At 51.4% G+C, this 26356-nt stretch carries 24 protein-coding genes; all 24 read right to left on the bottom strand.

Annotated features, from left to right (window positions below):
• Positions 1–50: 50 nt before the first annotated feature.
• Entirely contained in the window at positions 51–335 is a 285-nt protein-coding gene (locus MRJ96_12665) for an STAS domain-containing protein (GenBank protein MDR4502296.1), read from the bottom strand.
• A 294-nt stretch (positions 336–629) separates the two neighbouring features.
• Positions 630–3728, bottom strand: a complete 3099-nt coding sequence (locus tag MRJ96_12660) for an ATP-binding protein (GenBank protein MDR4502295.1) — start codon at positions 3726–3728, stop codon at positions 630–632.
• A gap of 163 nt (positions 3729–3891) precedes the next feature.
• A complete protein-coding gene (locus MRJ96_12655) occupies positions 3892–4845 on the bottom strand; it encodes a response regulator (protein MDR4502294.1) in 954 nt (317 codons plus the stop codon).
• Between the two features lie 51 nt (positions 4846–4896).
• Positions 4897–6114 carry a SpoIIE family protein phosphatase gene (locus tag MRJ96_12650; protein ID MDR4502293.1) on the bottom strand — a complete coding sequence of 406 codons (1218 nt, stop codon included), beginning with the start codon at positions 6112–6114 and terminating at the stop codon, positions 4897–4899.
• Between the two features lie 305 nt (positions 6115–6419).
• The gene (locus tag MRJ96_12645; GenBank protein ID MDR4502292.1) at positions 6420–7199 is read right to left on the bottom strand and encodes a FliA/WhiG family RNA polymerase sigma factor; all 780 of its coding nucleotides are present in this window, start codon (positions 7197–7199) and stop codon (positions 6420–6422) included.
• The gene (locus MRJ96_12640; protein MDR4502291.1) at positions 7196–8137 is read right to left on the bottom strand and encodes a MinD/ParA family protein; all 942 of its coding nucleotides are present in this window, start codon (positions 8135–8137) and stop codon (positions 7196–7198) included. The genes MRJ96_12645 and MRJ96_12640 overlap by 4 nt, the downstream gene beginning before the upstream one ends.
• Positions 8134–9471: a flagellar biosynthesis protein FlhF gene (gene flhF / locus MRJ96_12635; protein ID MDR4502290.1), complete on the bottom strand. Its 1338-nt coding sequence runs from the start codon at positions 9469–9471 to the stop codon at positions 8134–8136. The genes MRJ96_12640 and flhF overlap by 4 nt, the downstream gene beginning before the upstream one ends.
• Positions 9452–11560: a flagellar biosynthesis protein FlhA gene (flhA, locus tag MRJ96_12630; GenBank protein MDR4502289.1), complete on the bottom strand. Its 2109-nt coding sequence runs from the start codon at positions 11558–11560 to the stop codon at positions 9452–9454. The genes flhF and flhA overlap by 20 nt, the downstream gene beginning before the upstream one ends.
• A gap of 96 nt (positions 11561–11656) precedes the next feature.
• Complete coding sequence (flhB, locus tag MRJ96_12625; GenBank protein ID MDR4502288.1) at positions 11657–12736, bottom strand: flagellar biosynthesis protein FlhB; 1080 nt, start codon at positions 12734–12736, stop codon at positions 11657–11659.
• Positions 12729–13466 carry a flagellar biosynthetic protein FliR gene (fliR, locus tag MRJ96_12620; protein MDR4502287.1) on the bottom strand — a complete coding sequence of 246 codons (738 nt, stop codon included), beginning with the start codon at positions 13464–13466 and terminating at the stop codon, positions 12729–12731. Before fliR ends, flhB begins: the two co-directional genes overlap by 8 nt.
• Before the next feature lie 76 nt (positions 13467–13542).
• Positions 13543–13812: a flagellar biosynthesis protein FliQ gene (gene fliQ, locus MRJ96_12615; protein ID MDR4502286.1), complete on the bottom strand. Its 270-nt coding sequence runs from the start codon at positions 13810–13812 to the stop codon at positions 13543–13545.
• A 106-nt stretch (positions 13813–13918) separates the two neighbouring features.
• Positions 13919–14722 (bottom strand): flagellar type III secretion system pore protein FliP, encoded by an 804-nt coding sequence (gene fliP, locus MRJ96_12610; GenBank protein ID MDR4502285.1) that lies wholly within the window; start codon positions 14720–14722, stop codon positions 13919–13921.
• Positions 14723–14729: 7 nt separating this feature from the next.
• Positions 14730–15149: a flagellar biosynthetic protein FliO gene (locus tag MRJ96_12605; protein ID MDR4502284.1), complete on the bottom strand. Its 420-nt coding sequence runs from the start codon at positions 15147–15149 to the stop codon at positions 14730–14732.
• 89 nt (positions 15150–15238) lie between these two features.
• Positions 15239–15664 (bottom strand): flagellar motor switch protein FliN, encoded by a 426-nt coding sequence (gene fliN / locus MRJ96_12600; protein ID MDR4502283.1) that lies wholly within the window; start codon positions 15662–15664, stop codon positions 15239–15241.
• Positions 15665–15761: 97 nt separating this feature from the next.
• Positions 15762–16745, bottom strand: coding sequence for a flagellar motor switch protein FliM (fliM, locus tag MRJ96_12595; protein ID MDR4502282.1), 984 nt, complete (start codon positions 16743–16745; stop codon positions 15762–15764).
• A gap of 97 nt (positions 16746–16842) precedes the next feature.
• Positions 16843–17349, bottom strand: a complete 507-nt coding sequence (locus MRJ96_12590; protein ID MDR4502281.1) for a flagellar basal body-associated FliL family protein — start codon at positions 17347–17349, stop codon at positions 16843–16845.
• 624 nt (positions 17350–17973) lie between these two features.
• Positions 17974–19308: a flagellar hook protein FlgE gene (locus tag MRJ96_12585; protein ID MDR4502280.1), complete on the bottom strand. Its 1335-nt coding sequence runs from the start codon at positions 19306–19308 to the stop codon at positions 17974–17976.
• A gap of 53 nt (positions 19309–19361) precedes the next feature.
• Positions 19362–20036 (bottom strand): hypothetical protein, encoded by a 675-nt coding sequence (locus tag MRJ96_12580; protein MDR4502279.1) that lies wholly within the window; start codon positions 20034–20036, stop codon positions 19362–19364.
• A 58-nt stretch (positions 20037–20094) separates the two neighbouring features.
• Positions 20095–21534, bottom strand: a complete 1440-nt coding sequence (locus tag MRJ96_12575; protein MDR4502278.1) for a hypothetical protein — start codon at positions 21532–21534, stop codon at positions 20095–20097.
• 37 nt (positions 21535–21571) lie between these two features.
• Complete coding sequence (locus MRJ96_12570; protein MDR4502277.1) at positions 21572–22201, bottom strand: hypothetical protein; 630 nt, start codon at positions 22199–22201, stop codon at positions 21572–21574.
• A 728-nt stretch (positions 22202–22929) separates the two neighbouring features.
• Complete coding sequence (locus MRJ96_12565) at positions 22930–23367, bottom strand: flagellar FliJ family protein (protein MDR4502276.1); 438 nt, start codon at positions 23365–23367, stop codon at positions 22930–22932.
• 2 nt (positions 23368–23369) lie between these two features.
• Complete coding sequence (locus MRJ96_12560) at positions 23370–24716, bottom strand: FliI/YscN family ATPase (GenBank protein MDR4502275.1); 1347 nt, start codon at positions 24714–24716, stop codon at positions 23370–23372.
• A complete protein-coding gene (locus tag MRJ96_12555) occupies positions 24685–25380 on the bottom strand; it encodes a hypothetical protein (protein ID MDR4502274.1) in 696 nt (231 codons plus the stop codon). Before MRJ96_12555 ends, MRJ96_12560 begins: the two co-directional genes overlap by 32 nt.
• Positions 25361–26356 carry a flagellar motor switch protein FliG gene (fliG, locus tag MRJ96_12550; protein MDR4502273.1) on the bottom strand — a complete coding sequence of 332 codons (996 nt, stop codon included), beginning with the start codon at positions 26354–26356 and terminating at the stop codon, positions 25361–25363. The genes MRJ96_12555 and fliG overlap by 20 nt, the downstream gene beginning before the upstream one ends.

The raw sequence follows: 26356 nt of genomic DNA, 5'->3' as shown, positions 1-26356 counted from the left end.
GTTAGAGGGTGAAACAGAGAACGGATAGCCACCGTCCACTCTCTTTCGCTCTACGGTTCTTTTTTCAGTAAAAAATGAGCGCAACCAATGCTTGCGACCTTTTCGTTCACGGCAGAAGACATGCCCGTAACGGAGAATCGGTCTTGACGAGCGGCAGCGACCAACATCTGTATTCCCGATGAATCCACCCGCTCAACACCGGCTAGATCGAGTTCAACAGGACCTTCATGCTCCAGTAGCGTCAACAAGGCATCACGAAAATCTGCAGCTTCGAAGATCGTCAGATCCCCTTCAGGCTGCAGCACGGCCACGCCTGCACGGTTTTTGATTTCCATATGAATATCTCCACGATACGGTTGCGTCGCTCACCAATAACTCGAGAACAATTTATGAAAGAAATGAGAACGCTCGATCGAAGGCAAGTCTACGAGGGACGTGTATCCAGTCAATCAAGGCAACTTTCGTCTCTTCGTTGACGTAGACGACCATTCCTTTCAGCACTCTCGAATGTCACAATGATCAAGCGTTGGCAGTGAAACATCCAAGATTCGAGTTCAAAGACTGTATCGGATGCTCCTTTCAAGACTTAAGAGTTTTCCTCAAGAGATTCTCAGCAATATCAGAAAACATCACGCCTTTATGGCATGTGCCGTCACCTGTTCCTGGTCGTTCATTTTCCTTTCTTTTCGCGGAATCGCAAAATGAAACATCGCGCCTTGCTCTGGATGGTTTTCGGCCCAGATCATTCCACCATGAAGTTCTACGATTTCACGGCAAATGGCCAACCCGAGCCCTGTTCCTCCCGCCCCGGTATTCGTCAGGCTGCTTTGCTCAAATTTTTCGAAAATTCGCATCAGCTCTTCTTCGGGTATTCCTGGGCCGGCATCACGCACGGTCACCTTGAGGCCTGGAACCGGCCTTGACTCTGAGAGTCCTGGGGTACCCTTGACATGCACTTCACGAATACCGATCAGGATACGACTTCTGACTGGGGAAAATTTGGCCGCATTCGAGACAAGATTCCATAAGACTTGATTTAAACGTTGCCTGTCTCCGACGATTGAGGTTTCATCCGTCTCATGTTCGTATGAGATCTTGATTTCCTTTTCTTGAATCAATGCGTTGATTTGCGCTTTCATCGAAAACACCAGCTCTTTCAAGTCGATGTCCTCCAATTGAAGCGGCATTTTTCCAGCCTCGAGCCTTGACAGGTCCAAAAGGTCGTTCACCAAACCGAGTAGTCTCGTGCCGCTCTGTTGAATCTGAGTCACATAAGACAGGAGTTTCTCGCGAGGCGAGCGATCGAACCGTGAAATCGCCAAAGACGCGAAGCTCAAGATCGCATGCATCGGGGTTCGCAATTCATGCGTCATATTGGCCAGAAATTCAGACTTGGCCCGATTGGCCCCTTCCGCCCGTTCTTTTGCCTTCGCGAGATCTTGCGTACGATTCGCGACGACCTCTTCTAAATGTTCCAAGTGATGTTGTAAGGCTAATTTATGTTGTTTCCGCTCTGTAATATCTTGGAATGTGACCACGGCGCCGATTGCCTGCCCATGCACATCCACGATCGGTGTGCTCGTGTAGGCGATGGGAAAGCTTGTCCCATCTTTGCGCCACAAGATCTCATCTTCACCACGCTGTGTCTGCTCATCCGCCGCTGTGCAATGCATGGGGCATTCACTGCGCGGATAGGGTTCGCCCTCAGCCCTCGAATGGTGCACGATGGCATGCATGGAATTTCCGATCAATTCCGTCGCGTGATAGCCCAACATTCGACAGGCGGAAGGATTGACGAAACTGATCTGACCATGAACATCAAGGCCATAAATACCTTCCGCAGCCGAATCGAGGATAAGTCGTGTTTGTGTTGCACTCGATTCGGCCATTTGCAAGGCATAGGTGGTGATCGTTTGCGCTTTTTCCATTCGATGCACGCTTGCAAGGATAAGTCCGATGAGTGGAAGTACGACGACCAATCCGGCCAGTCCGAGTTTCGCTTCTATGGCTTTTAACGAAGCCAAGGTGGTCTCCTGATCTCGCCGCATCAAGACTCCCCAGTACTTCCCAGGAAGGCCAAGGAGTTCGGAAGTTCCTGCATATCCGCTAATCACGGCTACGTCCCGGCGTAAATGGCGTTCTTTCACATAACCCATCGCGTTCATCCCGATCAGATTCGCTGAAGGCAGCCCCAAAGTCCGAAGATTGACCACTTGTTCCAGGGTAGGCTTGGAATCGGTGATGACGGTGCCATCTTCTTTCAAGAGTTGCCATTCGAACGTTGAACCCACTTCTTCCTTCTTCTCGACAAACGCTTGAAGACTACGGGTCACAATGCCTTGCAAATATGGAATGCCGACGTAACCAAGCACCATGCCGTGATACTGTCCATTCACGAGAAAAACTGGTGAGGCCAAGGCCACGCCCTGAAGCTCCATGAATGTGGGAACTCGTTCGACATCGGCAAAGTGAAAACCGGGAGTCTGTCGCATGGCCTCAACGATCGATTCTCCAGCTAAGTCTTCCTGAATCAGACCCGTTGAACTTGAGGCAACCACCACACCCTGAGCATTCACGAAGCTTAACGCGAGATAGGCCTGATACGTTCGAGCCACTTTTTTCAAGTACCGAGACATTTCGTCGGCATTGGCCGTGCGAAACACTGGTGCTTGTGCCAGCAGTTGAATATCTCCTTTGCGCTCGAACATATTGTCGGTCAGCCGTTGACTCGAGAGAGACGCCAAGGCCGATAAAGACCGTCCTTCGTTTTCCATGAAATGATCATGAATGAGGTAGATCATCCGTCCTCCTGTGATGAGACTGCTCACCACGATGCCCACGATCATCATCGGAAACCAATAGGTGGCTTTCTTTTTTATCGCTTCTTGAAAGTCCGGTTCTCGGCCTTTATCTATCGATGTCAGGTTCGCCTTTTCGTTCGACGCTCTTTGTCGCAGCAACATCGCAAACACACATTGCAAGCCTGTGCCATACGCCAACAATCGCAAGAAATGCCACCACCACCAGCTGGCGTCCCATAAGGACGAGAGTTCGAACAAGACCCCTGCCGACCCGAACAATGTACAGTGGACGGCGAAAAACCATTCGTCTAACCCACCGCTTGCTCGAAAGCGCTGAATAAATCGAACGGCCGTCAGGAAAAATCCGAGTCCACCAAGGATATTGAGCCCTCGCGCCGCCCCTGTGAACTCCCCCTGCGAAACCATCATGGGAATCATTTCTGGATGTGCCAGGGAGAGCACGCCTCCCAGCGTTGACAACAGACCAATCCACAATGGACCTTTAAAGGTCAGAGGACGATCCGTGGAGGCGAGTCGATACCCTCCCATCATGAAACAGACACCGCCAATAAAAGTCGCGGCGCTATGAAACCACACAAAAATTTTCCCCACTTCCACCAAGGCATGGAAAATGTCCAAGATACCCATGGCCATCAAACCACAACTCACCCAATAATAGAGCTGCGGCGCTTGGAGATGTGCTTGCCGTTGCAACAGCGCCCCTAAGAGTAAGGCTAACAGCCCTCCGAGAATTTCGATGAGCATGTGAAAGGATTGATCATCCCAGTGCCATTCAGCTAAGACCAATAGGGAAACCGCGCTACCGAGAAGTGGCAATCCAATACCAAAGAACAGGACAAGGACCACACCGACAGGGAAGGTCAACTGATAGGTCGTCCAAAAGGAGGGAGTGTCATCTGCGTTCATGGCATTCAACCATCGATGGCGGGACGAGACATGGCCGTCAACGGATATCCCCTGAGGTCTTACGCGTCTTCACATGTTCCTGTGGCGAACATTCCTGAAGTCTTCTCAAGAAGGTCTTCTGAAGCTGTACGATGCTCGCGGATGGACAAGCAGGTGAGATGACTCAGTTTACATTCGTCCGAGTCGTGACTTCATCTGGCTCATGCTTTCTTTGAATGGCTCCTCGTTCAGGATTGCCGGCAATCACGCACAGCACTTCATTACCGACCCCATGATATTCCAAGCGGTCGAAACACAGGGCTTTGGCCATCGCGATCCCCCGCCCATGACTCGCCAACGCCAATTCCGGCGTGAAATGTTCGTATTTCTTCCAATCAAACCCCTGGCCTTGATCTTTGATCAGAATCAAGATGTCCTGCTCAAACCGCTCGAACGTGACCTCCACAAACTTCGCTGCATTTACAGGCAACGCAAGACGACGTTGAATTTCCTGTTCCCATTCGCCGGTTTCCTGAAGCACCCCTTTTTCTTCGTAGGTAATGCCGAGATTGCCATGTTCAACCGCGTTCATCAGTATGTCATTGAGGCCCATGACGACTCTATCTGATTCAGGGCAGGCCTTGGCGATGAGTACCGCGAGATCATGGGCTTCTTCGACAGTCCGAATTCGAAATTCCCCTGTCTGGAGACTTTGAATCGAACGGGACTGCCGTACGACATCATCCTGAATTTCCCGATGATTCAGACCCTTTCGAATCGCCGCTCCCACGATCTCAAGCAGGATGGACTGGTCAAACGGTTTGGTCAGGTAGTAAAACGCTCCGGCTTCGACTCCTTCCCGTATTTCATGGGAAGCGCCGGCTGCAGTTTGCATGATGACCGGAATGAACTTGAGTCTGTCGTCCTCTTGCATGCGCTTGAGGATGGTAAGCCCGTCGACTTTCGGCATCATCCGATCGAGGAGAACGACACAATAGGCAGCGTCTTCATGGACAAGTTTATCCCAGGCCTGTTGCCCATCTCCGGCCTCGTCGAGATCGTACCCCTGGTCCTCCAGGTATTCACGCAAGATATGGCGGTTTACCGGATCATCATCAACGAGTAAAAGACGCATCATTTTTCTCTTCCGGTTGCGAACGGCCAGGAGGAAGAAACAGGAGTTGTCGGCTCATATGACTTCGACTCCCACCAGGGCCACATCATCATAAAAGTTGGTCTGTTTTTGCCAAGCCTGGCTTTGCTGGATGACCCATTCCAGTGCTTTTTTCATTGGTTTTCCATGGACTGTCCGACAGGCTGCCTCAAGACCTTCTCGATCCCAGAGTTCGCCGGCGGGTGACGTGACCTCATACAGACCATCGCTGAACAAATACAGTCTATCTCCGGGACTCAGTTGACATTCTTGACTGTCATAGGACTGATCTAGTCCAAAACCTATGGGCCATGTCTTCGCGCCCAACACATCCATGCTGTTGCCTTGCCTGGTCAAAATCACGCCTGGATGTCCAGCCGTCGTATAACGTAGACGCAAAGTAGGTAAATGCAGACTTCCCACCCAGATCGTAAAGTACTCCCCTTGATCAGTCAGCGGGTTCTCTCGATTCAATCGTTCCACGATCTCTCCGGGGTCATACGTGGGGTGTAACTGAACAATATGTTCGTCTCGAAATCTCATGGCGAGAGACACGGCTCTGAGCGCGGGACCAATCCCATGACCTGACATATCAAGAATCATCAACCCAAGATGTTCTGTCCCCCATCGAGCAACCTGAAACAGGTCTCCTCCAAGCCGCGAGGAAGGCAAGTATTGCCATGCCACCTGAACGTTAGGAACGGGAGATCCCTCCAGAGGCAACAGCGACAGGACGAAGTTCCCAGCTGACTGCAGTTCGGCGTCCAACTCAGCCTGCTGCTGGAGGATCACCCGATGAGAATGTTCGAGTTTTCTGATGAGCCGGCACGATCGTATCCCGGCTTTGACTCGCGCATCGATCACCTCCTCACTCGCTGACTTTGGCAAAAAATCATCAGCCCCCCGTATGAGGCCTTCGGCAATTTGGCACGACTCTTCCAACGCCGTCATGAGTATGAAATAAATCGTCTGCCATGTGGGGTCTGCCTTGACGATCTGACAGAGTGCAAGGCCATCCATCACGGGCATCATCCAATCCGACAAGATCAGATCGACCGTTCTCGTCTTGAGTACCTCTAAGGCTTGAGCACCGTTTTCGGCCTCGAGAACTACATATCCCAGCATTTCCAGACGTCGTTTCGTCACCATACGCACGACTTTTTCATCTTCGACGAGTAAAAGCGTCGTCTCGCCCTCTGACTCATCATTGACCTGTGAACCGTCTTGCGCGATGGGCGTATCTTGAAGGCTCATCTCGTGTCCCTTGTCCGATGGGTAAGCTATCACCTCTCAGCATGAGCGAATTTCCACACCGGCTTTGTTCAATGGGTGCAGGGGGGAACATGCCGAGAATGTTCGGTCTCATTGCCTTCTTCGGTGATACACCCTTGAAACTAGAGGTGGTGATCGGCATCAGGTATGCCGGGCGAAGGACAGGGTCCGAGTGCTCTCAGGAAGAAAAGAAAAGACGCGACAACACAAAATAAACGCAAGAACGGTCAGGAGAGAACGCAGAAGATCGAATCGAAGAGATTAACGACGCATGTCCGGCTAAGGGCTTATCGTGACAAACGGTTATGCAGGTGTGACTTCAGCCGAATCATCGCCTGCGCATGGAGCTGGCAGATTCGTGACTCGGTCACATTAAGGGTGGCACCGATTTCTTTCATGGTTAATTCTTCAAAATAGTACAGCGTGAGGACCAGGCGTTGTCGTTCGGGCAGATGGTCGATCGCATCGGCCAAGATTTTCCTCGTATCTTCTGAGAGAAGAGATTCCAAAGGGTTCGGCTGATCACGATCAGCCAACGCATCAAGGATAGGATGAGAATCGTCATCGTTGCTTCCCAAATCTTCAAGGCTTAAGATGACCGACCCCTTGGCTTGCAACAGCGTTTCATCGACTTCCTCTGGTTCCATACCCAATTCATTGGCCAGTTCTGCCTCGGTTGGCGGCCGGCCTTTCCGTTTCGTATACTCGTTAGCGGCATGCTGGATCTTTCCGATCCGTTCCCGCATAGATCGAGGCACCCAATCCATCGCACGGATTTCATCCAACATCGCTCCTCGAATCCTGAATTCCGCATAGGTTCGGAATTTAATTTCACGGGAAGGATCGAATTTGGTGATGGCGTCCAGCAATCCTACGGTGCCGGCACTGATTAAATCTTCGACATTCAGCCCGCTCGACACACGCATGACCAAACGTAAGGCCATATACTTGATGACTGGCACGAAATCCTGGATGAGTTGTTCCCGCTCATCGCCTTTCAAGATCATCTTGGAAGGAATCGTGGGTTTGGTGTTCACAGGTTCTTTTTCGGCGATTGCTCGTTTCATGCTGTTTTCCCCATTTCTTCATGTATCGGTCCAAAGCCCATGGAACCAAACAGTTGGTACCCCCCCCGCAGATGACGGTCATACGTCCATTTGCCGATTTTTTCACCCACCTGGCTCAGGGCGCGGCTGGCCATGGCCCGTGGAAAGGCGACCAGGACAGGACGTTGCTGAGAGACAGCGAGTGGAACGCAATCATCAAACGGAATCCATCCAACAAAATCCAAGGACACATTCAGGAATCGGTCGGTGACAAGACTCAATTTTCGGAAGACCTCTCTGCCTTCATTGGGCTTACGCACCATGTTCACCAGAAGCCGGAAATGCTGCTGGTGATAGCGGGTCGAAAGAATCTTGATGAGCGCATACGCATCGGTGAGTGATCCCGGCTCGGGTGAGACCACGATTAACGTATCATGCGCCACAAGACTAAAATACAAAACATTCGAAGAAATCCCTGCTGCACAATCAATCATCAAAAGGTCCGGAGGATTCGACAATTGCAAAAACCCTGCTTGCAACCGCAATTGTTGTTCATAGGTTAAATTCGATAATTCTTGTATGCCTGATGCCGCTGGCAGAATACTGATTCCTTCGGGCCCCTTGATAATCACCTCCTCTAACGTTCGATCTCCGGTTAAGACATCTTCGATCGTCGCCGACGGGGCTAACCCTAACAGAATATCGACATTGCCGAGCGCTAAGTCGGCATCCATCACCAGGACCTTTCGCCCATGTTTCGCGCATGCCACCGCCAGATTGGTCACGACATTGGTTTTGCCGACCCCGCCCTTCCCTGAGCTCACGGCGACAACCTGCACCGGTTGCGTTCTCGGACTGTGCGCTTGCACCGCAGCGCGCAAGCCACTCGCCTGGTCGATGACATGCGTAGCAGGACGTTTCCAATCCGCGTTCATCGCTCGATGAGGTCTCGGGGTCATATAGACGCTCCTGATAATTGCGTAAGATCCATCGAATTACCTGAATTGGCCTTCAACAATTCCACCACACGACGACTGGAAGCTAATTCCAAGTCTTCGGGAACCCGTTGTCCCATCGAGACATACGAAAGTGGTAATCCCGTGTAGTGCAGCAAATTAAACAATTTTCCATAATGCGTGATCTCATCGAGCTTCGTGAACAACAGCCGGTGAATCGGGATGCTTCGATACTGTTGGATGACGTCATGAAGAACCGATTCAGTGGTCGGCGCGGCCAAGACGAGATGCGTCTCGATCTTTAACTGCTGTTCGGCGATCACCTTGAGTTCTTCTTGACCTGTCCGATCTCGAGGGCTTCTTCCGGCGGTATCGATTAAGATCAATTCAGCCTCTGGATGCCGGGCGATACACGAACAAAGATCACGCGGAGACATCGCGACTTCTAACGGAAGCTTCAGGATTTTGGCAAAGACACGAAGCTGTTCGACCGCGGCGATCCGATACGTGTCAAGCGTGATCAATACCGTTTTTCGAGGCCGTTCCACTTGGGTCGCAAGACTGGCAAGTTTTGCCACTGTGGTGGTTTTTCCGACACCCGTCGGACCGACCAGCATCACGATTTTTTGCAGTCCATTGGTCGGCAAGAATGATCCTGATGTCGAGATGGCTTGCTCAATTCGCTCTTGAAGCATTTCTTCCACGATGACACGGTCTTTGATGCCGGCTGTTCCTAGTGTCTCGACGACCGACCGTAGAAGTTCATGAGCCAGCTGCGGCTGCACGCCTTGACTCACAAGGGCCTCATAATCGGACGTCAGATTCCCCGGCAACGCATCGACCTGTTTCCGCATACGATCGCCCAGAGCTTCTCCCACGATAATCCGAAGCCCTTCGAGTTCCTGCCGTAACGGTCTGACGACAGACTCTGGATCATTGCGCTCTTCTCGCAATCGCTTCAATTCCTCTCGTACCGCGGTTAATTGTTCGGTAAACGGATCTAACATCGTGGCCATTCGAAGTTGATCGTGAAAACTGTCACCTCTTGGCGTTTCAGACACCGCATCAACCTGTGACGAAACCTCGACCGGGGTCGGATCAGCCGCTTCATGAGAGCGAGCAATTCGTTCCAGAATCGTCGTCTCAGTCTGTTTCTTTTTGGTTTGACGATCCACCGCGGCCGTCACTTCGACGACGGGTTGACTGAGCAACCCAAAGAGGCCTCCCCCTTTATTCACCCGCCGAGTGGAGACAATCACGGCATCCGGCCCTAACTCGGCTTTGACAGACTCAAGAGCACCCTGCAGAGTCAATGCTTCAAACCGTTTCAGCTTCATGCGGCAACCTCACAACTTCTATGGCTTGAATTTTGGCCTTTCCGTCAATTTCATTCGGCGAAAGGACCGCTAACGTTTGGAGCCCGGGAGAAATCAACTTATACACATAGCTTCGAACCGTCTGAGAACATAACACGATGGGCTGATACCCCTGTCCGACTGTTTTTTCTATCGCTTTCTTCAAGGATTCAACGAACTGATTCATGAAAGAGGGCGAGATATTCGGCAAACTGCCCTGTGCAGGATTGACCGCCTCGGCCAAACGCCGATCTAGCATTGGCTCCAGACTTATCACGTGCAGGAGTCCTTCAGGAGTGGCATATTGGTTCGTGATCGTCCTAGATAAATTTTGCCGGGCATATTCTGTCAGGAGGTCGGGATCTTTCGTCTGAATCGTGTAGTCAGCGACTGATTCCAAGATCGTCCTCAAATCTCGGATAGATACCCGTTCCCGCAGGAGATTTCGCAGAATTCGCACGACGGCGCCGAGGGATAACTGCGTTGGGATTAAGTCATCGACCACTTTGGGATACATCTTAGCTAGATTATCCAGCAAGTTCTGGACCTCTTGACGACCGAGAATTTCATGCCCACTTGCGCGGATAATTTCGGTCAGATGCGTGGCAATGACCGCTGCCCCATCGACGACCGTATACCCATCCATCTGCGCTCGCTCCTTATCTTGTGGAGTGATCCACAATGCCGGCAAGCCAAAACAAGGATCTTTTCCAGGCTTTCCCTCAATCCCCTTTTTTGCAGAGCCGGGATTGATCGCCAGTAGATGCCTGGGCACGAGTTCTCCTTTCGCCACCTGTACCCCTTTGAGCAAAATACTGTATTCATGCGGTTTCAATTGGAGGTTGTCTCTGATGTGGACAGAAGGCACCACAAATCCCAAGTCTTGCGCCGTTTGCCGGCGAATGGCTCGGACTCGTTCGAGAAGTTCTCCTCCCTGAGCCGTGTCCACTAACGGCACAAGCCCATATCCCACATGCAACTCCAATAGATCAGGGGGCGTCACCGTTTCGACGGCTTCCGTCTCGTGGGTGGCTGGTTTTTTGGCCTCTGTGGCCGTTGGCGTGAACGCCTCGGCATCCTCATTTTTTTTCTGCAACAACATATAGGCCATTCCGCCGCTCAAACCGCCTAGGAGCAAAAAGGCCAGATGCGGTAATCCCGGGATGAGCCCAAGAAAAATAAAGATGCCGGAGACGACGGCAAGCAAGTTCGGATTAAAGAAAATCTGTTCGGTAAGATCCCGGCCAAGACTCGTTTTCGTACTGACACGAGTGATGATGATACCGGCAGCCGTTGACATAATCAGGGCTGGCACCTGTGCGACGACGGCATCGCCCACGGTCAAGAGCGTAAACGTCTGCGCCGCTTGCGCGAACGTCAATCCATGATCCAGAACGCCGATAGAAAGTCCGCCTAAAATGTTGATAAAGATGATCAGCAGAGCCGCGACCGCATCACCACGCACGAATTTGCTTGAACCGTCCATGGAGCCATAGAAGTCAGCTTCTTGTGCGATCAGTTCCCGACGTTTGCGAGCCTCTGTCTCATCGATAATGCCGGCATTCAGGTCGGCGTCGATGCTCATTTGTCGCCCCGGCATAGCATCCAACGTAAACCGTGCGGCGACTTCAGCGATTCTCCCAGCGCCTTTGGTAATGACCACAAAGTTAATGATGACCAGAATGGAAAAGACGACTAAGCCCACCGCGAAGTTTCCACCGACGACAAAGTCTCCAAACGCCTGAATCACGTCTCCAGCCGCGTCCGCCCCCTCGTGACCATGCAACAGAATGACGCGTGTGGAAGCGATATTCAAAGCGAGGCGGAACAGAGTTCCCAGGAGTAGCACGGCAGGGAAGACTGAAAAATCTGCGGGTCTTCCGGCATGCATGGTCACTAACAGGATTAAAATAGAAACCGTCAGACTAAAGGACAAAAACAGGTCGAGAAGAAACGATGGAAGCGGCAATAACATGATCAACAGAATACCCACGACGCCGACCGGGAGCATCATGTCTCCATAATGAGACGGCATCAATTCCGCTTTTAATGACTTTACGTCCACAGCCATACGTTTCCTTCAGAAGCAAGGCACTATTAAAAAACACCCTCGTGTTCTACGACCGCCATTTCTCTCTTTTCACCTCGGCCTGATGTTTCACCCGTCTCAGCTTGCCTTCTCCTGGCCTTGCCGAAGTCGATACACGTACGCCAACACTTCAGCCACGGCTCGGTAGAGATCGCCAGGGATCTCCTGTCCGACTTTCACGAGGCGATAGAGGCCACGCGCCAGACTCCGGTTTTCGATAATCGGGATACCGGCATGCCGCGCGATTTTCTTAATATTTTCTGCTAACACTCCCGCCCCTTTGGCCACGACTTCCGGCGACTCCATCGCGTTGGCGTCATAGCGCAGGGCCACGGCAATGTGGGTCGGGTTTGTAATCACGACATCCGCGTTTGGAACAGCTTGCATCATCCGTTGACGGGCTCGTTCCCGTTGTAAGCTCAAACGACGTGAACGGATTTGTGGGTCACCTTCTACGTCCTTGGATTCATCCTTGGCTTCCTGTTTCGTCATTTTCAAATCTTCAGTCATCTGCCAACGTTGATACAGAAAATCTCCAATAGCCATCACCAACATCGTGAGGCCAACCCAGAGGATAATCTGTTGGCTTATCTCCCAAATCGTCGAGAAGGCATCGCTAAAACTCTGACTTTGTAAGTGTATCAACGCTGTCATCTTCGGATTGACGATGACATACACAATCACCGAAATCAGCCCCACTTTGAACAAGGACTTCAACAACTCCACCACGCCTCGGAGAGAAAAGATTTTCTTCAGCCCGTTCTTAGGGTTGAGTTTCGATATCTTCGGTTGCAACGCGGATTCAACCCACAACGGTCCAGTCTGAAGGAATAAAGCCAACACCCCGAGCCCTCCCACGATCAGCGCAAAGGGCAGAAGCGGTAAAAAAATCTCTTCGACGATGGACGACACGTATATCTGCAAGGATTCCGGCGTGAGCTGAAACGTGCCGATTAATTCAAACCATTGACGACTGTTGTTTTGAAGATGTTTCCAGGCCATTGGAGCCCATAACGCGATCATCCCGGCTCCGCCAAATAACACAAAAATAGGGGCCAATTCTTTCGTGCTCGGGACTTGTCCTTTCCGGCGAGCATCGGCTAGCCGTTTTCCACTGGGTTGTTCTGATTTCTCTTGGCCTTCTTTATTCTCAGCCACGTCCTAACTCTCTCAAAATATCCCACACGATCGCTTCCAGGCCCATGATGGATTCTTGAAAGATCATCGCCATCAACGGAAGACCGAATCCCAACACCAAAAGCCCCATAGAAATAGTAATGGGAAAACTCGTGACCAAGACATTCATTTGCGGAACGAGCCTCCCCAAAATGCCCATCGTGAGATGTATCACGAATGTGACCGCGATGACGGGTAACGCTAGCTGAAGCCCCGTGTGCATCATTTCCTGTATCAACTGCGTAATGTCCGCAAGGAGAGGGGCATGGAGGCTTGCCCCAAAGGGCGGAATCAGCTTGAAGCTGCTCCCCAATGCCAGCAGGATCAAATGATGACCATTGACCTGAAAGTACAGTAATGTGGCAAACACCGTCAGCAATTGCCCAAACACCGGCGTTTGCAGTTGCGTAGCCGGGTCCACGGCTTGCGCGAACCCAAATCCCACCTGAAACCCCATGATTTGACCGGCTAACTCTACCGCCGCCATCAACAGACGTGTCCCCAGTCCGAGGGTGATGCCGACGAACACTTCGGCAATCAGTCCCATCAATAACGTAAACGGTTGCAACCAATTCGGCTCAAAATGAAGCGAAACGACCGGCGTCAAAAGTATGGCGATTCCTGCGGCCATCGTGACTTTGATGCGCAGGGGAACATTCCCGCTTCCGAGGAGTGGCATAGCTGATAAAATGGCCGCAGTGCGAACTAGCACAACGATAAAGCTCCATAACTCCTGTACGGCAAACTCAAAGTTCAACATGGCCGACTGTCACACGTAGGAGGCGCCCCTATCGGGCCATATCAGGGATTTGCATCCAAACGGACAACATAAAACCAAGAATGGTTTGCAAGATCCATGGAAATCCAAGGAGAATCACAAGAAATACCGTCACGATCTTCGGAACGAATGTCAGTGTCGCTTCATTGATTTGCGTCATGGCCTGAAAGGCGCTGATCAGCAACCCGACGACCAGGCTGAGGCCCAGCATGGGCCCGGCAACGAGTAAAATCGTTTGAATCGCCGAGGTCCCGATATCTAAGACGCCTTCAGGTGTCATAACAGCTCATGATCCGTGAAACCTCGGATGGAAAACCGAACACGCCAGGTGTCAAAACGGGCCTTCCCTGACGCTTCTGACGTGTGCCGTCTTTCATCTCACGCCTTTACTGAAAGCTTTTCATGAGAGAACCCACGATCAAAAACCATCCATCGGCCAATACAAATAACACGAGCTTAAAAGGAAGAGAGATCATAATTGGCGGGAGCAGCATCATGCCCATAGACATCAGAATGCTTGCGACGATCATGTCAATGACTAAAAATGGGACGTAGATGAGAAACCCGATCTGAAAAGCCGTCCGCAGTTCACTCGTGACAAATGCGGGAATCAGGACATGGAGCGGCACATCTTCAGAACTCCGGAGATCTTTCAAGCCAGCCATCTCAACGAAGAGAGTCAAGTCCTTTTCACGAACCTGCCGTAACATAAATTCTCGTATTGGCGTAATCGCCCGCTCCATGGCGACATCTTGCTCCACTCGCTGCTCAAGATAGGGATTGATCGCCTCAACCCGGATTTCCTCCCAAACCGGCATCATGATGAACAGGGTCATGAACAAAGCCATTCCAATCACCACTTGATTGGGAGGGGCATGCATGGTGCCCATGGCTTGCCGCAACAAGCCGAGCACGATCACGAGTCTGGTGAATGAGGTTAAAAGCGTCAACAGAGCCGGAGCCAGCGACAAGACGGTAAGGAGCACCAGGATCTTGATACCGATCGTCCAAGGCTCAGTTCCTTCCCCTCCAGACAATTGAAACGTCAACAATGGATCTTGCGTACCTTGTGCGTAGGTAGTTGGAACCCCCAACCAGAACCCAAGGATACAACTCACCAAGACGATAGGATACGGGTTCCAGCGAATCGGGCGTCTAAGAAGAGAGCGCGGGCTGTTCATGGTGTTCATCGATGACTCATGCAATGTTTGATGGCGTCGAAAGATTCACGTTGGCGGGCTCATGGTTTTCCTGTATTCCAGGAGTCTCGTTCGTCGAGCGTCCCCATCGTCCCGCGTACAACAGGTCAAACGCCCCGATGGAACGGGTAGCATGCGAACGAAGTTTCTCCACTCGCGATGCCTCGGTGACGCGAGTCAGGAGAGTAAGATCTCGAGCCGTTGCCCCAAGGACCAGGACTTCTCCCGCGACTTCAACCAGCATGATGGACTTGCCCTGACCCAACCGTAATCCCCCTAACAGTCGCACCATGGTTTTCCCAAAACTCATGCAAGAGTCCCCAAGAAACCGCTTCACGAGATACGTGCCGCTCAAGAGCGCCGTCACGACTACCGCTAACGCTCCGGCCATTTTCAAGGCTTGATCCGCAAAATCCATGAATCAGCTCACGGTTCGTTGGTTGTCACGCATAGCTCCGTCACGACCGGTTTGACATGACTGACGCGTTTCACGCAAGGCGTTCTCGCTCAGGAAAGATGATTGACACGTTCCGTTTGACTGACGACATCGGTGAGCCGTATGCCGAATTTTTCATTCACCATGACCACTTCCCCGCGCGCCACCAGTTTCTCGTTCACCAACACCTCTAACGGCTCTCCCGCCAATTTATCCAACTCAACCACAGAACCTGGTCCTAATTGGAGCAACTCTTTGATTAACATTCGCGCGCTCCCCAGCTGCGCGGAAATCATCAGGGGAATATCTAGGATACGATCCAGATTGGCATCATTGAATTCTTCGCGACTCGTGGCTGGCAGGCTCGTGGTTGCTGGTGGTTGAGCCGCGTTGACCGGCTGCACGGCTTGAGTCGCCTCAGCTTCCGCCATGGCTTTGGCCATTTCCGCTTCAGCGTCCATCTCCGGGTCAAATGAATCATCGGGTTCTTCACTCATGCCATTGTTTCCTTTTCAAAGAATGTTCAGCCAGCGATCTGCCTTGATTGTCCGGTCTTTCACCCTGTCGGAATTCCTGATTCATCTACTCTCCTCTTCAATCTTTGGTCGTAATCATGGACTCGATTTGAAAGGATTGAGAAGCCTTCGTGACACCAGGATAACCATAAAATTTGGGAACGCCTTCTATCGTCGCCACGAGAGGGGTATCCGTCGCCTGTTCCAGAACGATGACGTCTCCCGCCGAAAAATTCATCAGGTCCTCTACAGAAATTCTCGTCGAACCAAGATGAACCGACATCGTGACGGAGGTTTCGCGAATCCGGTCGGAAAATCGACGAACCCAGCCTTGATCGACTTCATAAAAATCGCTCTGGAAGCTGACTTGAAGACGCTCGCGTAGTGGCTCAAGCATCGCATAGGGTATACACAAATGCAGATCTCCAACCGCATCACCCAATTCGATCCCGATGGTGATCACGATGACGATGTCGGATGGCAACACAATCGAAGCCAATTGCGGGTTCATTTCTGCACGAACGGCTTTAATCATCACCTTATGGACCGGTTCCCACGCTTTCTCAAGGTTGGCCAACCCCATGAGCATGACCTTTCGCATAATACGCTGTTCGATCAGCGTAAAATCCTGGCCTTCAGGCTTGACATGAGTTTGCCCCATCCCTCCAAAAAAGTGGTCGACGAGCAGATAGACGGTTGCCGCGTCGGTTGCGACCATCGCGTATCCACGAAGCGGCTCCAGAGAAATGATTTGCAGGTAGGCCGGCACCGGCAAGCGGCGAGTAAACTCGCTGAATTTGAGCACCGATTGATTCGTGACCGTAACTTCGATCGTCTTCCGAAGAACTTCCCCCAAGGAGATACGGAAGAGCCGTGAAAATTGCTGATGAATGACATCAAGCGTGGGCATGCGCCCGCGAACAATCCACTCTTGATTGCCAAGATCATACGGGACAGGGCCGTCTGTCGGTTCTTCGACCTCAGGAGGGGCTTCTTCGACATCTCCGCCAGAAACCCCGCGCAGGAGCGCATCGACTTCATCTTGTGAGAGAATTTTTTCCATTTAATTTCGAAGCAAAAGTAAAGATATCAATTCTTGGTTAGAGAAAAAGCCATCTATGTTCGATATGCATGACTCACCACTGACATTCCGTGATGTATTATTGAATCACGAAGTCTGTAAAGAACACATTCGCGATTTTGCCTTTTTTCATGATACCGTTCACGCGTTCCAAGATCTCTTCCCGGACACGACGCTTTCCATTCGTCGTGCGAAGCATGTGAGATTCTTTGCTCGAGAGCAGCACCAGCAGAGAGTCTCTGATCGCGGGAACTTTGCTCGGAAAATCCGTTTTTTCTTCCGGCCGGTCTAATTCAAGCTTGATCGTCATCTTCAAGTAACGCAATTCTTCACGATCCGCCAAATTGAGGACGAAACCGTCTAACTCAACGATCGGTCCTGGTTCAGCAGCATGGCCGTCTGCTGCCTCCTCATCATGTGATTGCTGTGTGGCGTGGGACTCTTCTCCTCCACCTGATCCCAGCATCAGCCAAGCGGCGGCACCGCCACCACCTAAAATCGCCACTGCCAAGACAATCATCAAGATAAGTTTCTTGCTCGATCCTCCTCCAACATCGGCCTCTTCTTTTTTCTCTTCTTCAGCCATAGCTTGCCCTCTTTCACGGTTTCCAATTTGGCGACTTCCTTGGAATGTAAGCGAGCAACGTTCATGCCATGGCCATATTTTTTATGGGCAACTTTTGCCTGCCTGAGCCTCAAGATTCCTCTCCAGCAAACATCAAAATAACCGTTATTTCACAGTCGCTTCGGGGGGAGACGGTTCATCGAGCATTACGTAGGACACATAGAAATTCTGTGAGAGTCATTTTTTGCCCACCTTCTCAGCGTGCTCCTGTCAAAAGCGCCAGCAGCTCGTCGCAAATTTTGACGCGTGCTTATGCTTTTTCAAGAGATGAACGCGACAAGTTTCAGTCAATGAGGGACAATCAAATTCCCTGACCATCCGCGACGGATCAGGCCAAGAACAGAGGCTTAACATTGGCGACCACCATGGTCGGGGCGATAAGATAACGTATCTCGTGAAACAAAAGGATAATGCGATTGAAAACAGTGAAAAAAGGAAGACAAAAAGACGAGACCAACACCAATCGAGGTAAGTACTGCTGATTATAACAAAGAACTCAGGGAAGAAAACAAAAGAGGGGAATCGGTCTGCCCGTTCCCCTCTCACGTTCGTTGGATTGCCGTGTATATCTGCTGTTGACGGCGATTACCTCGACAGATTCACCAGTTCGCCCAGAAGGGTGTCGGTCGTCGTGATGATTCGAGCGTTGGCTTGAAATCCACGCTGCATAGTAATCATGTTGACGAGCTCGTCTCCAAGATCGACATTCGAAGCTTCTAAGGTGTTTGCGAAGATTTTCCCAAATCCCCCAGTCCCTGGGCTCCCATCTAATGGATCCCCTGAGTCGGCACTTTGGATAAACAGGTTCCGTCCGATGGGCTGCAATCCGTCAGGATTACTAAACCTCGTGAGCAAGACCTGTCCAAGGTTTCTCGTCGTTCCATTCGAAAATCGGCCCGAGATGGTGCCGTCTTCTCCGATCGAAGTTCCAGCTAACGTCCCATTCGCGAAACCGTTTTGCGACTGCGTAAGAATCACAGAAGACCCGCCCTGCTGCAACATTCCATCGGTCCCTGGGCCGCTGTCCGTCGTGACGCTGGTGCCGAAGTCAAAGGTCAAGTTAGCGGAGAGTATATCCGCGGCCCCATTCGTAAATGTAATGCCCGTCGGGGTTCCGGAATTGTAATAGGTCACGGCACTTTCCGTATCGAGCAGACCGCCACTGGTAAAGCCCAGTGACCCCGTCGCGATCAAATCACTATTGCCGTCCGAGGACGTGGAGCCTGCCACCACGGTGAACTCCGAGGCATTTCCTACAATATTGTATTGCCACGCATTGTTCGCGGTTTTCGTAAAGTACATCGTCACTCCATGTCCAAATCCGAGGGAGTCATACAACTGAAATCCTGTGCTGAATGACGAAGTCGTCAACGGGTCGTCAATATCGAATGTCGTGGCCGTTTCTCCAGCGTTAAGATTGCCCGACATGTCAACGACAGAAGTGACAGTGCCCACTTGTTGAGTCGTCGTGAGGACTAAATCGCCGATTGTCCCGGTGATCACGCCATTCGCATCCGCTTGGTATCCTTGCAACTTCAGTCCTGCCGGATTGGTGATATTGCCCGAAGCATCAGTCCCAAACTGTCCTGCTCGAGTGTAGAAATTGTCTCCATTCGGATCGACGACTTGAAAAAACCCATCTCCGTCGACTGCCAGGTCCAAGGCGTTGGACGTTGTCTGCAACGATCCTTGACTAAAGCTCGGATCGATGCCCAGCACACGAACGCCTCGACCTTCGACGAGAGCATTCGTCGTCCCTCCCCCGCCTATGGAAGCTCCAAAGAGATCACCAAATGTAATGGTCCGGGTTTTATACCCAGTCGTTTGCGCATTCGCGATGTTATTGCCGATCTCGCTCAGTGCGCGACTTGTCGCATTAATCCCGCTAGTGGCTGTAAAAAATGCAGAGGTAATACCCATATTCTTTCATTCCTCCTACGGCTGAAAAATGCCTTATCAACGATGAACATCAATTACAAAGCTTGGACCGACAGTATTTCATTTGGTTGGAGAGTTTTCCCGCTCTCCAAAGTGACCAGCGGCTGCTCCTCGCTAATCATCACGCTTTTTACGATGTCACGCATGTATGTTCTGGCGACCACCGGGCCGCCATCCCGATTCACGGCCGTGGGTAGAAAACTATACACACCCGCATCGACTCGATCTCCATTCTGATCTTCTCCGTTCCACACGATATTGTGTGGGCCAGCCTCCTGCACGCCGAGATTACTGAACCTTCGAACCACGGTTCCGTTTTCATTGACTACATCAATCCCCACGTTCGCGGCAGTTTCCTCCAGCACATAGGCGAGCGAAACGTCCCCCGTGTCCTTCAGGGGGATAACATTGCCTTGAGCACTGACTTCTCTTCCGATCAAATTCACCAAATCGAGCTTTGCCTGTTGATCATTTTGCCCGATCAGACTTTCCAGGTTTTCATTGATGTTCGTCGTTTGCTCTAATGAGGTGAACTGCGCCAATTGAGCGATAAAATCTTCATTCTGAACTGGATTTGTCGGGTCTTGGCTTTCCAATTGTGTGACGAGCAGTCTGAGAAACACATCTCGCCCCAGTTCCTGAACATTGGCCGACGTAATATTATTGACTGGAGGGGGCGTCGTCTCAAACAATGAGGTCACTGCATCCATTTCTCCTACTCCCTTGTTAGCTACGCACACTCACATATTGAAGAGATTGTTCGTCACGTCAGGCCACCACATGCCAACCCCGTTCATGCCCAAGCCTGCCTTGAGAGCGTTCAGATAGCGGGGCCGTGAGATGTTCATGCCCGGAGGCGTGTCTCGCCCTTTGAGAGGCTCCTCCTTGAGCGAAACCATGATCATCAGTGGCTCCTTTTAAATATTCATTCTCATCATGGACGTCAAATTCTTCCAGATCCATGTCTGCCTGCCCCAACTGCTGATCCAAGTCCTGGACATTTTGAATGGCCAAATTTCGTAACACAGGATTATCCATCAGCACGCCTGCGAACACTTGTCGTTGCTGAACACCCACATCCACCTGTACGCGAGACGTCTCAGATAGCTGAACGTCTATTTGCAATCGATGAGGCACCGATGCATTGATCAGATTCAGGCGCTCGTCAAAATTTCCCGCTCTCACGCTGGTATGAGCATGCCCCGTCGCGTTCAAAGTATGTGGTGAAGCATCCAATAATTGTCCGTGAGTCTGACCGGATTGACTTCCAAACGTAAGACCACTGCTTCCATTTCCGACGCCCGACTCTCCACCCGTTGAGATCCCAAGACTGGCTGAGCTCTTTCCATCACCATCAATCCGGGATAAAGGCAAGGATAGGTCATCGCGCGCTTGAGAAAGTCCGCTTTGAAGGAAGTGTGCGCTGACATCCGATTTGAGTTGGGAAGACACGTCGAATTGAGCATGAACCTGTTGCGCATTTGTATCGATTCCCGGCGACGGCGAGCCCGCAGGCGCTATGAACGACAGCGTGTGAGCAGCCGGAGAAACGGGCTGATTCAATAAAGGTTGTACCCGGGATTCTTGATTCTTTCCAGATTGCTCAGAGGGAGAAGCGATGATGCGCCGTGCCACACTTTCCGGCTCCTCATTCAATGAATGGAGCAATGCCGTGCTCGGCGAAAGCGTTCCCGCCTCCGTTGTCCCTCGGGATACTTGTGGAGGGAGAGATGCATTCGGTTCATCACCGATAGTCAGGAGAGGAGTCTGAGTTACCGGCACAGACTGAGGAATACGACTTGGAGGCTGCGCTCCCAGATCGGCTCGCGTCACGTCAATAGGCAAATCCTGCGATGGATTCACATTGACTGGAATGTGTACAAGAACCTGGTTTGTGAATCCCGCATCGACCTGTCTCAGAACGACTTCAGCCCCATCACCCAAAGATGAAACCGGCAGAAGCGGGTCCTCCAGATTCTCTTGATTCGTGGATGCGGTAAATTGCAGCAAGCTGTCTCCATCGAAATCAGAGGACAGTATGGCGCTCTGGTCGATGGCAGATTGAGATCCTCCTAACACATCAAGAAACGTACCCTCATAGGTTGTATCCAATGCGGAACTCGTACCAGACGGCTTAGGACCGGTCTTCACCGTATTTGGCGCGATATTCGGTTCGTTGGGAATGAGAGGAAAAAGAAAACTGTCCATTATACACACACGGCGGTACGCGTTCTTGTTTTCGTCCTTATCGTTGTTTCTGACTCGACTCTTTCGGTATGGCGTTAAACCGACGCAATCCCTGGGAAAGCGACGCAGCCTTTTGGGGATTAACCCCTGCCAGTATCACGGCAGCCTTCTTATCTTTAATGCCTGACAGTATTTCCAATGCCAGATGCTCATCCATCTTTTCTATCCTCAAAGCCGCTTCTTCAGGGTCCATCGCGCCATACACTTTCACCAAATGTCTCAAGGAAGGATCATCCTTTTTTTTGCCCTGACGCTTGGACTCAAGTTCGGCTGCTTTCTTCTGCAAACGTTCGGCTTCTTTGGCCTGTCGTGCAGCTAAGTCTTCTACATCACGTTGTAACCCTTCGATACGTTGTTGTTTTTGCTGCAAACGTTGTTCCCGCTCATCTAATTCTTTGAGCCGATGTTGTAATTGTTGAATGAGCGATCCCTCCTCAGTCATCGCAGTATCTGGCTCATGAACCTCAACATCTTGTTTTTCTTGAGAAGTTTTCTCCGCAATTTGAGGTTCTTCGCCTTCGGAGTACGAGACCGATACGACCGCTGTCGCCCCAAGCACGACAAAGACCATCCACCACGGGACAATCAGGAAACGCGGCAACATTGTTCTACTGGGCGAATTTTGCATGGTTCTCTTGAACTCCTGTGGCCTGCTCTTGTTCGTCACCAACGTGAATGGCCAGCCAGATAGCCCCGCTGGTCGCCCAGGCGAATTTTGCATGGTTCTCTTGAACTCCTGTGGCCTGCTCTTGTTCGTCACCAACGTGAATGGCCAGCCAGATAGCCCCGCTGGTCGCCCAGGCGAATTTTGCATGGTTCTCTTGAACTCCTGTGGCCTGCTCTTGTTCGTCACCAACGTGAATGGCCAGCCAGATAGCCCCGCTGGTCGCCCAGGCGAATTTTGCATGGTTCTCTTGAACTCCTGTGGCCTGCTCTTGTTCGTCACCAACGTGAATGGCCAGCCAGATAGCCCCGCTGGTCGCCCAGGCGAATTTTGCATGGTTCTCTTGAACTCCTGTGGCCTACTCTTGTTCGTCACCAACGTGAATGGCCAGCCAGATAGCCCCGCCGGTCGCCAAGACAAAACATTGATCTTCTCCCATACATGCCATAGCCTGAAATTGTCCATCGTATGCTTCGGGAACCATGCCCTTAAAGCATTTGGACGAGTACGAGAAGACGAACGTCCATACCTCATAGGATGATACTCACGCCGGATCTGTTCAACATCGATCCTGACACGATCTTGTCCTGTGCGTTCCTGAAATGTCTTCATGCCTATTCCTCATGTCGTGTTTTGGATAGCCACAGAGAACCCCTACATCTTTTCCTCCTCGCACTTCGGCTCCTCCCCTGTCATTCATTGACCATCACATCCGCATATTTATGCGCGGTCACCTCCTCCATCAGCATCTGTTCATCCCTGGCCAGTTTTCGCATGTAGGCGGTTTCTTTTTTCTCGATAACGATTTCCACGATTCGTCGAGCGTGATAGGCGGCCTTGAGGCGTTTTCGTAATTCAGCCAGTTTTCGATTCCACTCTTGCATACAGTTCGCCTGAACTTCCAAAGCACTCCCACTCTCTTCGAGCCACCTGAATCGTTGTTCGAGGAAAATAGTACTGATTCCGGTCCGAAGACTCCGATCGATATCCTCCGATAGGCGATTCATTTCAGACCGTAGTTGAGCCGTTTTGGTTTCCTCTCGAGATTGCTCCAGTTCGGCCATTACCACTTCTTCCCGAATGACATCTTCAACTTGTTTCCGAAATCGCAAGAGTGTTGACCAGTTCATGACTAAGGAGTTCCCTTCATTTTTCCAGAGGCCATCTTCCTGGCGTGCTGTAAGACCTGCCGAAGATTCTCCAGACTTGCAGCAAGACCTATTCGTACATCCCGTTTCTGCGCTAAAAACTCTTGAAAGGGTTCATGCATCGCGATGGCGACATCGAGTTTCCTGTTGCTTCCTGGTTGATAAGCGCCAAGGTTGATAAGTTCTTCTGAATTTTTATACACCGCCATGATCTCCAGAAAGGCCCTCGCAGCATCCACATGCTCGGAAGAAACCACATCCGACATCACGCGACTCAGACTGCCGAGAACGTCTATGGCGGGGAAATGCCCCTGAGAGGCCAGACTTCTGGACAACACGATATGGCCATCCAAGATGGCACGTACCGCGTCGGCAATCGGATCGGTCAAGTCGTCACCATCGACTAACACAGTGTACAGTCCGGTAATTGATCCCCCCCGAGCCGGGCCAACCCTCTCCAAGATTTTGGGCAACAGATGAAACACCGACGGAGGATACCCCTTGGCGGTCGGAGGCTCACCGACAGCCAGACCGATTTCTCGCTGAGCATGAGCCAACCGCGTGACAGAATCCATCATCAACAAGACATGCCTGCCCTGATCACGGAAATATTCAGCGATGGCGGTAGCGATCGACGCACCGCGCAACCGTACCAATGGAGATTGATCCGAGGTGGCGGCGATCACGATGGATCGCTGTAAACTTTCTTGCCCCAGTTCTCGTTCGATGAATTCCTTCACCTCTCTTCCACGTTCACCGATAAGGGCAATCACGTTAATATCGGCGGTAGCATGACGACTGATCATGCCCAATAACACACTTTTCCCCACTCCACTTCCCGCAAAAATTCCAAGCTTTTGCCCGACGCCACAAGTCGATAAGGCATTCATGGAACGGATACCGAGATCCATGGGCTGGGAGATTCGATCACGTTCAAGAGGGCTCGGAATGTTCCCTGTCAACGAATAGGTTTCAACGAACGGAATCGGACCACGACCATCGATCGGCCGGCCCAATCCATCCAATACGCGGCCTAGGAGGCCAGGGCCAACCTCGACTCGCGAGGGCCGACAGTCATAACGAATCTTGTCGCCTGGGCCTATTCCCTGCATTTCCCCGAACGGCATAAGCATGACACGGTTGTGTCGAAAGCCTACCACTTCCGCTTCGGTCACCGTCGCTCCCGCTCGGTTCAGGATTCGACAATTCTGTCCGAGTGCCACATGGGGACCGGTCCCTTCGATGGTCAGTCCAATCGCATTCACAACTTTCCCGTATATCGTCACGGGATGAATGTCGTTAAGAAGAGGAAGCAGGCAGGGAAGATTCATGTGGCTCGCTTTGCAACTCGAGTGCTTGCCCGATTACCTCAAGCTGCTGCTGGATCGTGGCATCGATATACAGACCATCGGTCTGAAGGATACAGCCTCCCATACCGACAGTCGCGTCAGCTTCGATTCGAATAGTAGGCGTTTCACCATTCTGATCGACCAATGTGGATTGCAATGTCTTCAAAGATTCAACTTCGTCCGGATGAGCCAGTATACGGACATGGCTTGCTGTCGACAGATGCTGAACAATCCGTCGAACCTGTTCAGCGACGATATGATGATCCATCTGGGTTTCGCGATGGATCACTTTCTTAGCGATGGCAAAGGCCAGCGTAAGTAAATCGCCCTCAACCTGCCGCAAGAGCGTGACCTTGGCCTCTTCAACTTGCTTGACCAAACCGAGCGCGCGCTGCATTTCTCGATGAACCTCTTCTCGGCATTCAGCTGTCCCTTCTCTTTTCCCTTCGTCTTTCCCAGCCTCAAATGCTTGTCGTTGAAGAGCGGAACAATCATGAGGCGGCTCACGATCCTCTTCCTCGTCGTATTGAGTCAGACGTTGGGCCATCTCCCTGGGCAGCAACGGAATCAGCTCCGTCATCTCGAATGCGTGAACGGCCAACCCATGCGTCTCGGACTTGATCACCTTAGACCATTTGCTCTTCACCTTTACCTCCAAGAACGACACGACCTTCCGATGCCATTTTCTGCACGATTTTCAGGATGTTTTGCTGGGCGGCTTCCACATCACTCAGCTTGACCGGACCACGGCTTTCCATATCTTCCTTCAAGGATTCTGCAGCGCGACTGGACATGTTCTTAAAGAATTTTTCCTTCAAGACATCGTCCACGGCCTTAAGCGCCAGGATTAATTCTTCTTTGCTCACATCCCGCAAGACTTCCTGCATGCCACGATCATCAATATCCTCGAGATCTTCGAAGACGAACATTTTCGACCGTATCTCTTCTGCGATTTCAGCATTTTTCTCCTCTAAGGCCGACATGATTTCACCTTCGACGTTTCGTTTCACGGTATTGAGGATTTCAGCGACTAAGCCGGTACCGCCCACGGCCACGGCATTTTTGGAGGAGCCTGCGCGCAGTTCGTCCTGCAACACGCCGTTTAATTCTTCCAGCATGTTGGGGGAAACTTCCTCCGTCGTCGCCATCCGATAGACGATGGCATCCCGCTTGTGAGCCGGCAAAAGAGCCAACACTTGTCCGGACTGGTCAGACTCCAGATTGGAGAGAAGAAGCGCACTGGTTTGTGGATGTTCATAGGTCAGCATGTTGGCGATCGAGGCCGGATCCATGGATTTTAAGGTTTCAAACCCCGCGTTCTCGGAAGTGTTCAGAGAACTCAAAATTCGACGCGCTTTATCTTTTCCAAGCGCAGAATTCAGGATCTTCGCCAGGTAGGCTTTCCCTTCAACGGAGAGACCTGATGCACCAGCAACTTGGACAAATTCTCGCAAGACGGTTTTATGCTCTTCTTGCCCCACATTGACCATCCCTCCCAGATAAGCCCCAATCGCACGAATATCTTTTTGGTCCAAAACCTTGAGGACTTCGATGGCCGCACTCTCCCCGATCGCCAGGAGTAAAATCGCCGCTTTTTCATACCCCGATAATCCACTCGCCAT

Source organism: Nitrospirales bacterium (assembly GCA_031315865.1).
GTDB lineage: Bacteria > Nitrospirota > Nitrospiria > Nitrospirales > UBA8639 > JAGQKC01.
The sequence above is the reverse complement of the archived record's forward strand: the minus strand, read 5'-3'. Positions and strand labels throughout refer to the sequence as shown.

Excerpts from the sequence above, each read along its gene's own strand:
- fliP (MDR4502285.1), bottom strand. The coding sequence starts at position 14,722 with ATGAACACCATGAACAGCCCGCGCTCTCTTCTTAGACGCCCGATTCGC.
- MRJ96_12560 (MDR4502275.1), bottom strand. The coding sequence starts at position 24,716 with ATGAATCTTCCCTGCCTGCTTCCTCTTCTTAACGACATTCATCCCGTG.
- MRJ96_12565 (MDR4502276.1), bottom strand. The coding sequence starts at position 23,367 with ATGAACTGGTCAACACTCTTGCGATTTCGGAAACAAGTTGAAGATGTC.
- flhA (MDR4502289.1), bottom strand. The coding sequence starts at position 11,560 with ATGGCTGTGGACGTAAAGTCATTAAAAGCGGAATTGATGCCGTCTCAT.
- MRJ96_12585 (MDR4502280.1), bottom strand. The coding sequence starts at position 19,308 with ATGGGTATTACCTCTGCATTTTTTACAGCCACTAGCGGGATTAATGCG.
- MRJ96_12655 (MDR4502294.1), bottom strand. The coding sequence starts at position 4,845 with ATGATGCGTCTTTTACTCGTTGATGATGATCCGGTAAACCGCCATATC.
- MRJ96_12575 (MDR4502278.1), bottom strand. The coding sequence starts at position 21,534 with ATGGACAGTTTTCTTTTTCCTCTCATTCCCAACGAACCGAATATCGCG.
- MRJ96_12645 (MDR4502292.1), bottom strand. The coding sequence starts at position 7,199 with ATGAAACGAGCAATCGCCGAAAAAGAACCTGTGAACACCAAACCCACG.
- MRJ96_12605 (MDR4502284.1), bottom strand. The coding sequence starts at position 15,149 with ATGGATTTTGCGGATCAAGCCTTGAAAATGGCCGGAGCGTTAGCGGTA.
- fliM (MDR4502282.1), bottom strand. The coding sequence starts at position 16,745 with ATGGAAAAAATTCTCTCACAAGATGAAGTCGATGCGCTCCTGCGCGGG.
- MRJ96_12660 (MDR4502295.1), bottom strand. The coding sequence starts at position 3,728 with ATGAACGCAGATGACACTCCCTCCTTTTGGACGACCTATCAGTTGACC.
- MRJ96_12665 (MDR4502296.1), bottom strand. The coding sequence starts at position 335 with ATGGAAATCAAAAACCGTGCAGGCGTGGCCGTGCTGCAGCCTGAAGGG.
- flhF (MDR4502290.1), bottom strand. The coding sequence starts at position 9,471 with ATGAAGCTGAAACGGTTTGAAGCATTGACTCTGCAGGGTGCTCTTGAG.
- MRJ96_12570 (MDR4502277.1), bottom strand. The coding sequence starts at position 22,201 with ATGCAAAATTCGCCCAGTAGAACAATGTTGCCGCGTTTCCTGATTGTC.
- fliG (MDR4502273.1), bottom strand. The coding sequence starts at position 26,356 with ATGGCGAGTGGATTATCGGGGTATGAAAAAGCGGCGATTTTACTCCTG.
- MRJ96_12590 (MDR4502281.1), bottom strand. The coding sequence starts at position 17,349 with ATGGCTGAAGAAGAGAAAAAAGAAGAGGCCGATGTTGGAGGAGGATCG.
- fliQ (MDR4502286.1), bottom strand. The coding sequence starts at position 13,812 with ATGACACCTGAAGGCGTCTTAGATATCGGGACCTCGGCGATTCAAACG.
- MRJ96_12580 (MDR4502279.1), bottom strand. The coding sequence starts at position 20,036 with ATGGATGCAGTGACCTCATTGTTTGAGACGACGCCCCCTCCAGTCAAT.
- MRJ96_12650 (MDR4502293.1), bottom strand. The coding sequence starts at position 6,114 with ATGAGCCTTCAAGATACGCCCATCGCGCAAGACGGTTCACAGGTCAAT.
- MRJ96_12640 (MDR4502291.1), bottom strand. The coding sequence starts at position 8,137 with ATGACCCCGAGACCTCATCGAGCGATGAACGCGGATTGGAAACGTCCT.
- fliN (MDR4502283.1), bottom strand. The coding sequence starts at position 15,664 with ATGAGTGAAGAACCCGATGATTCATTTGACCCGGAGATGGACGCTGAA.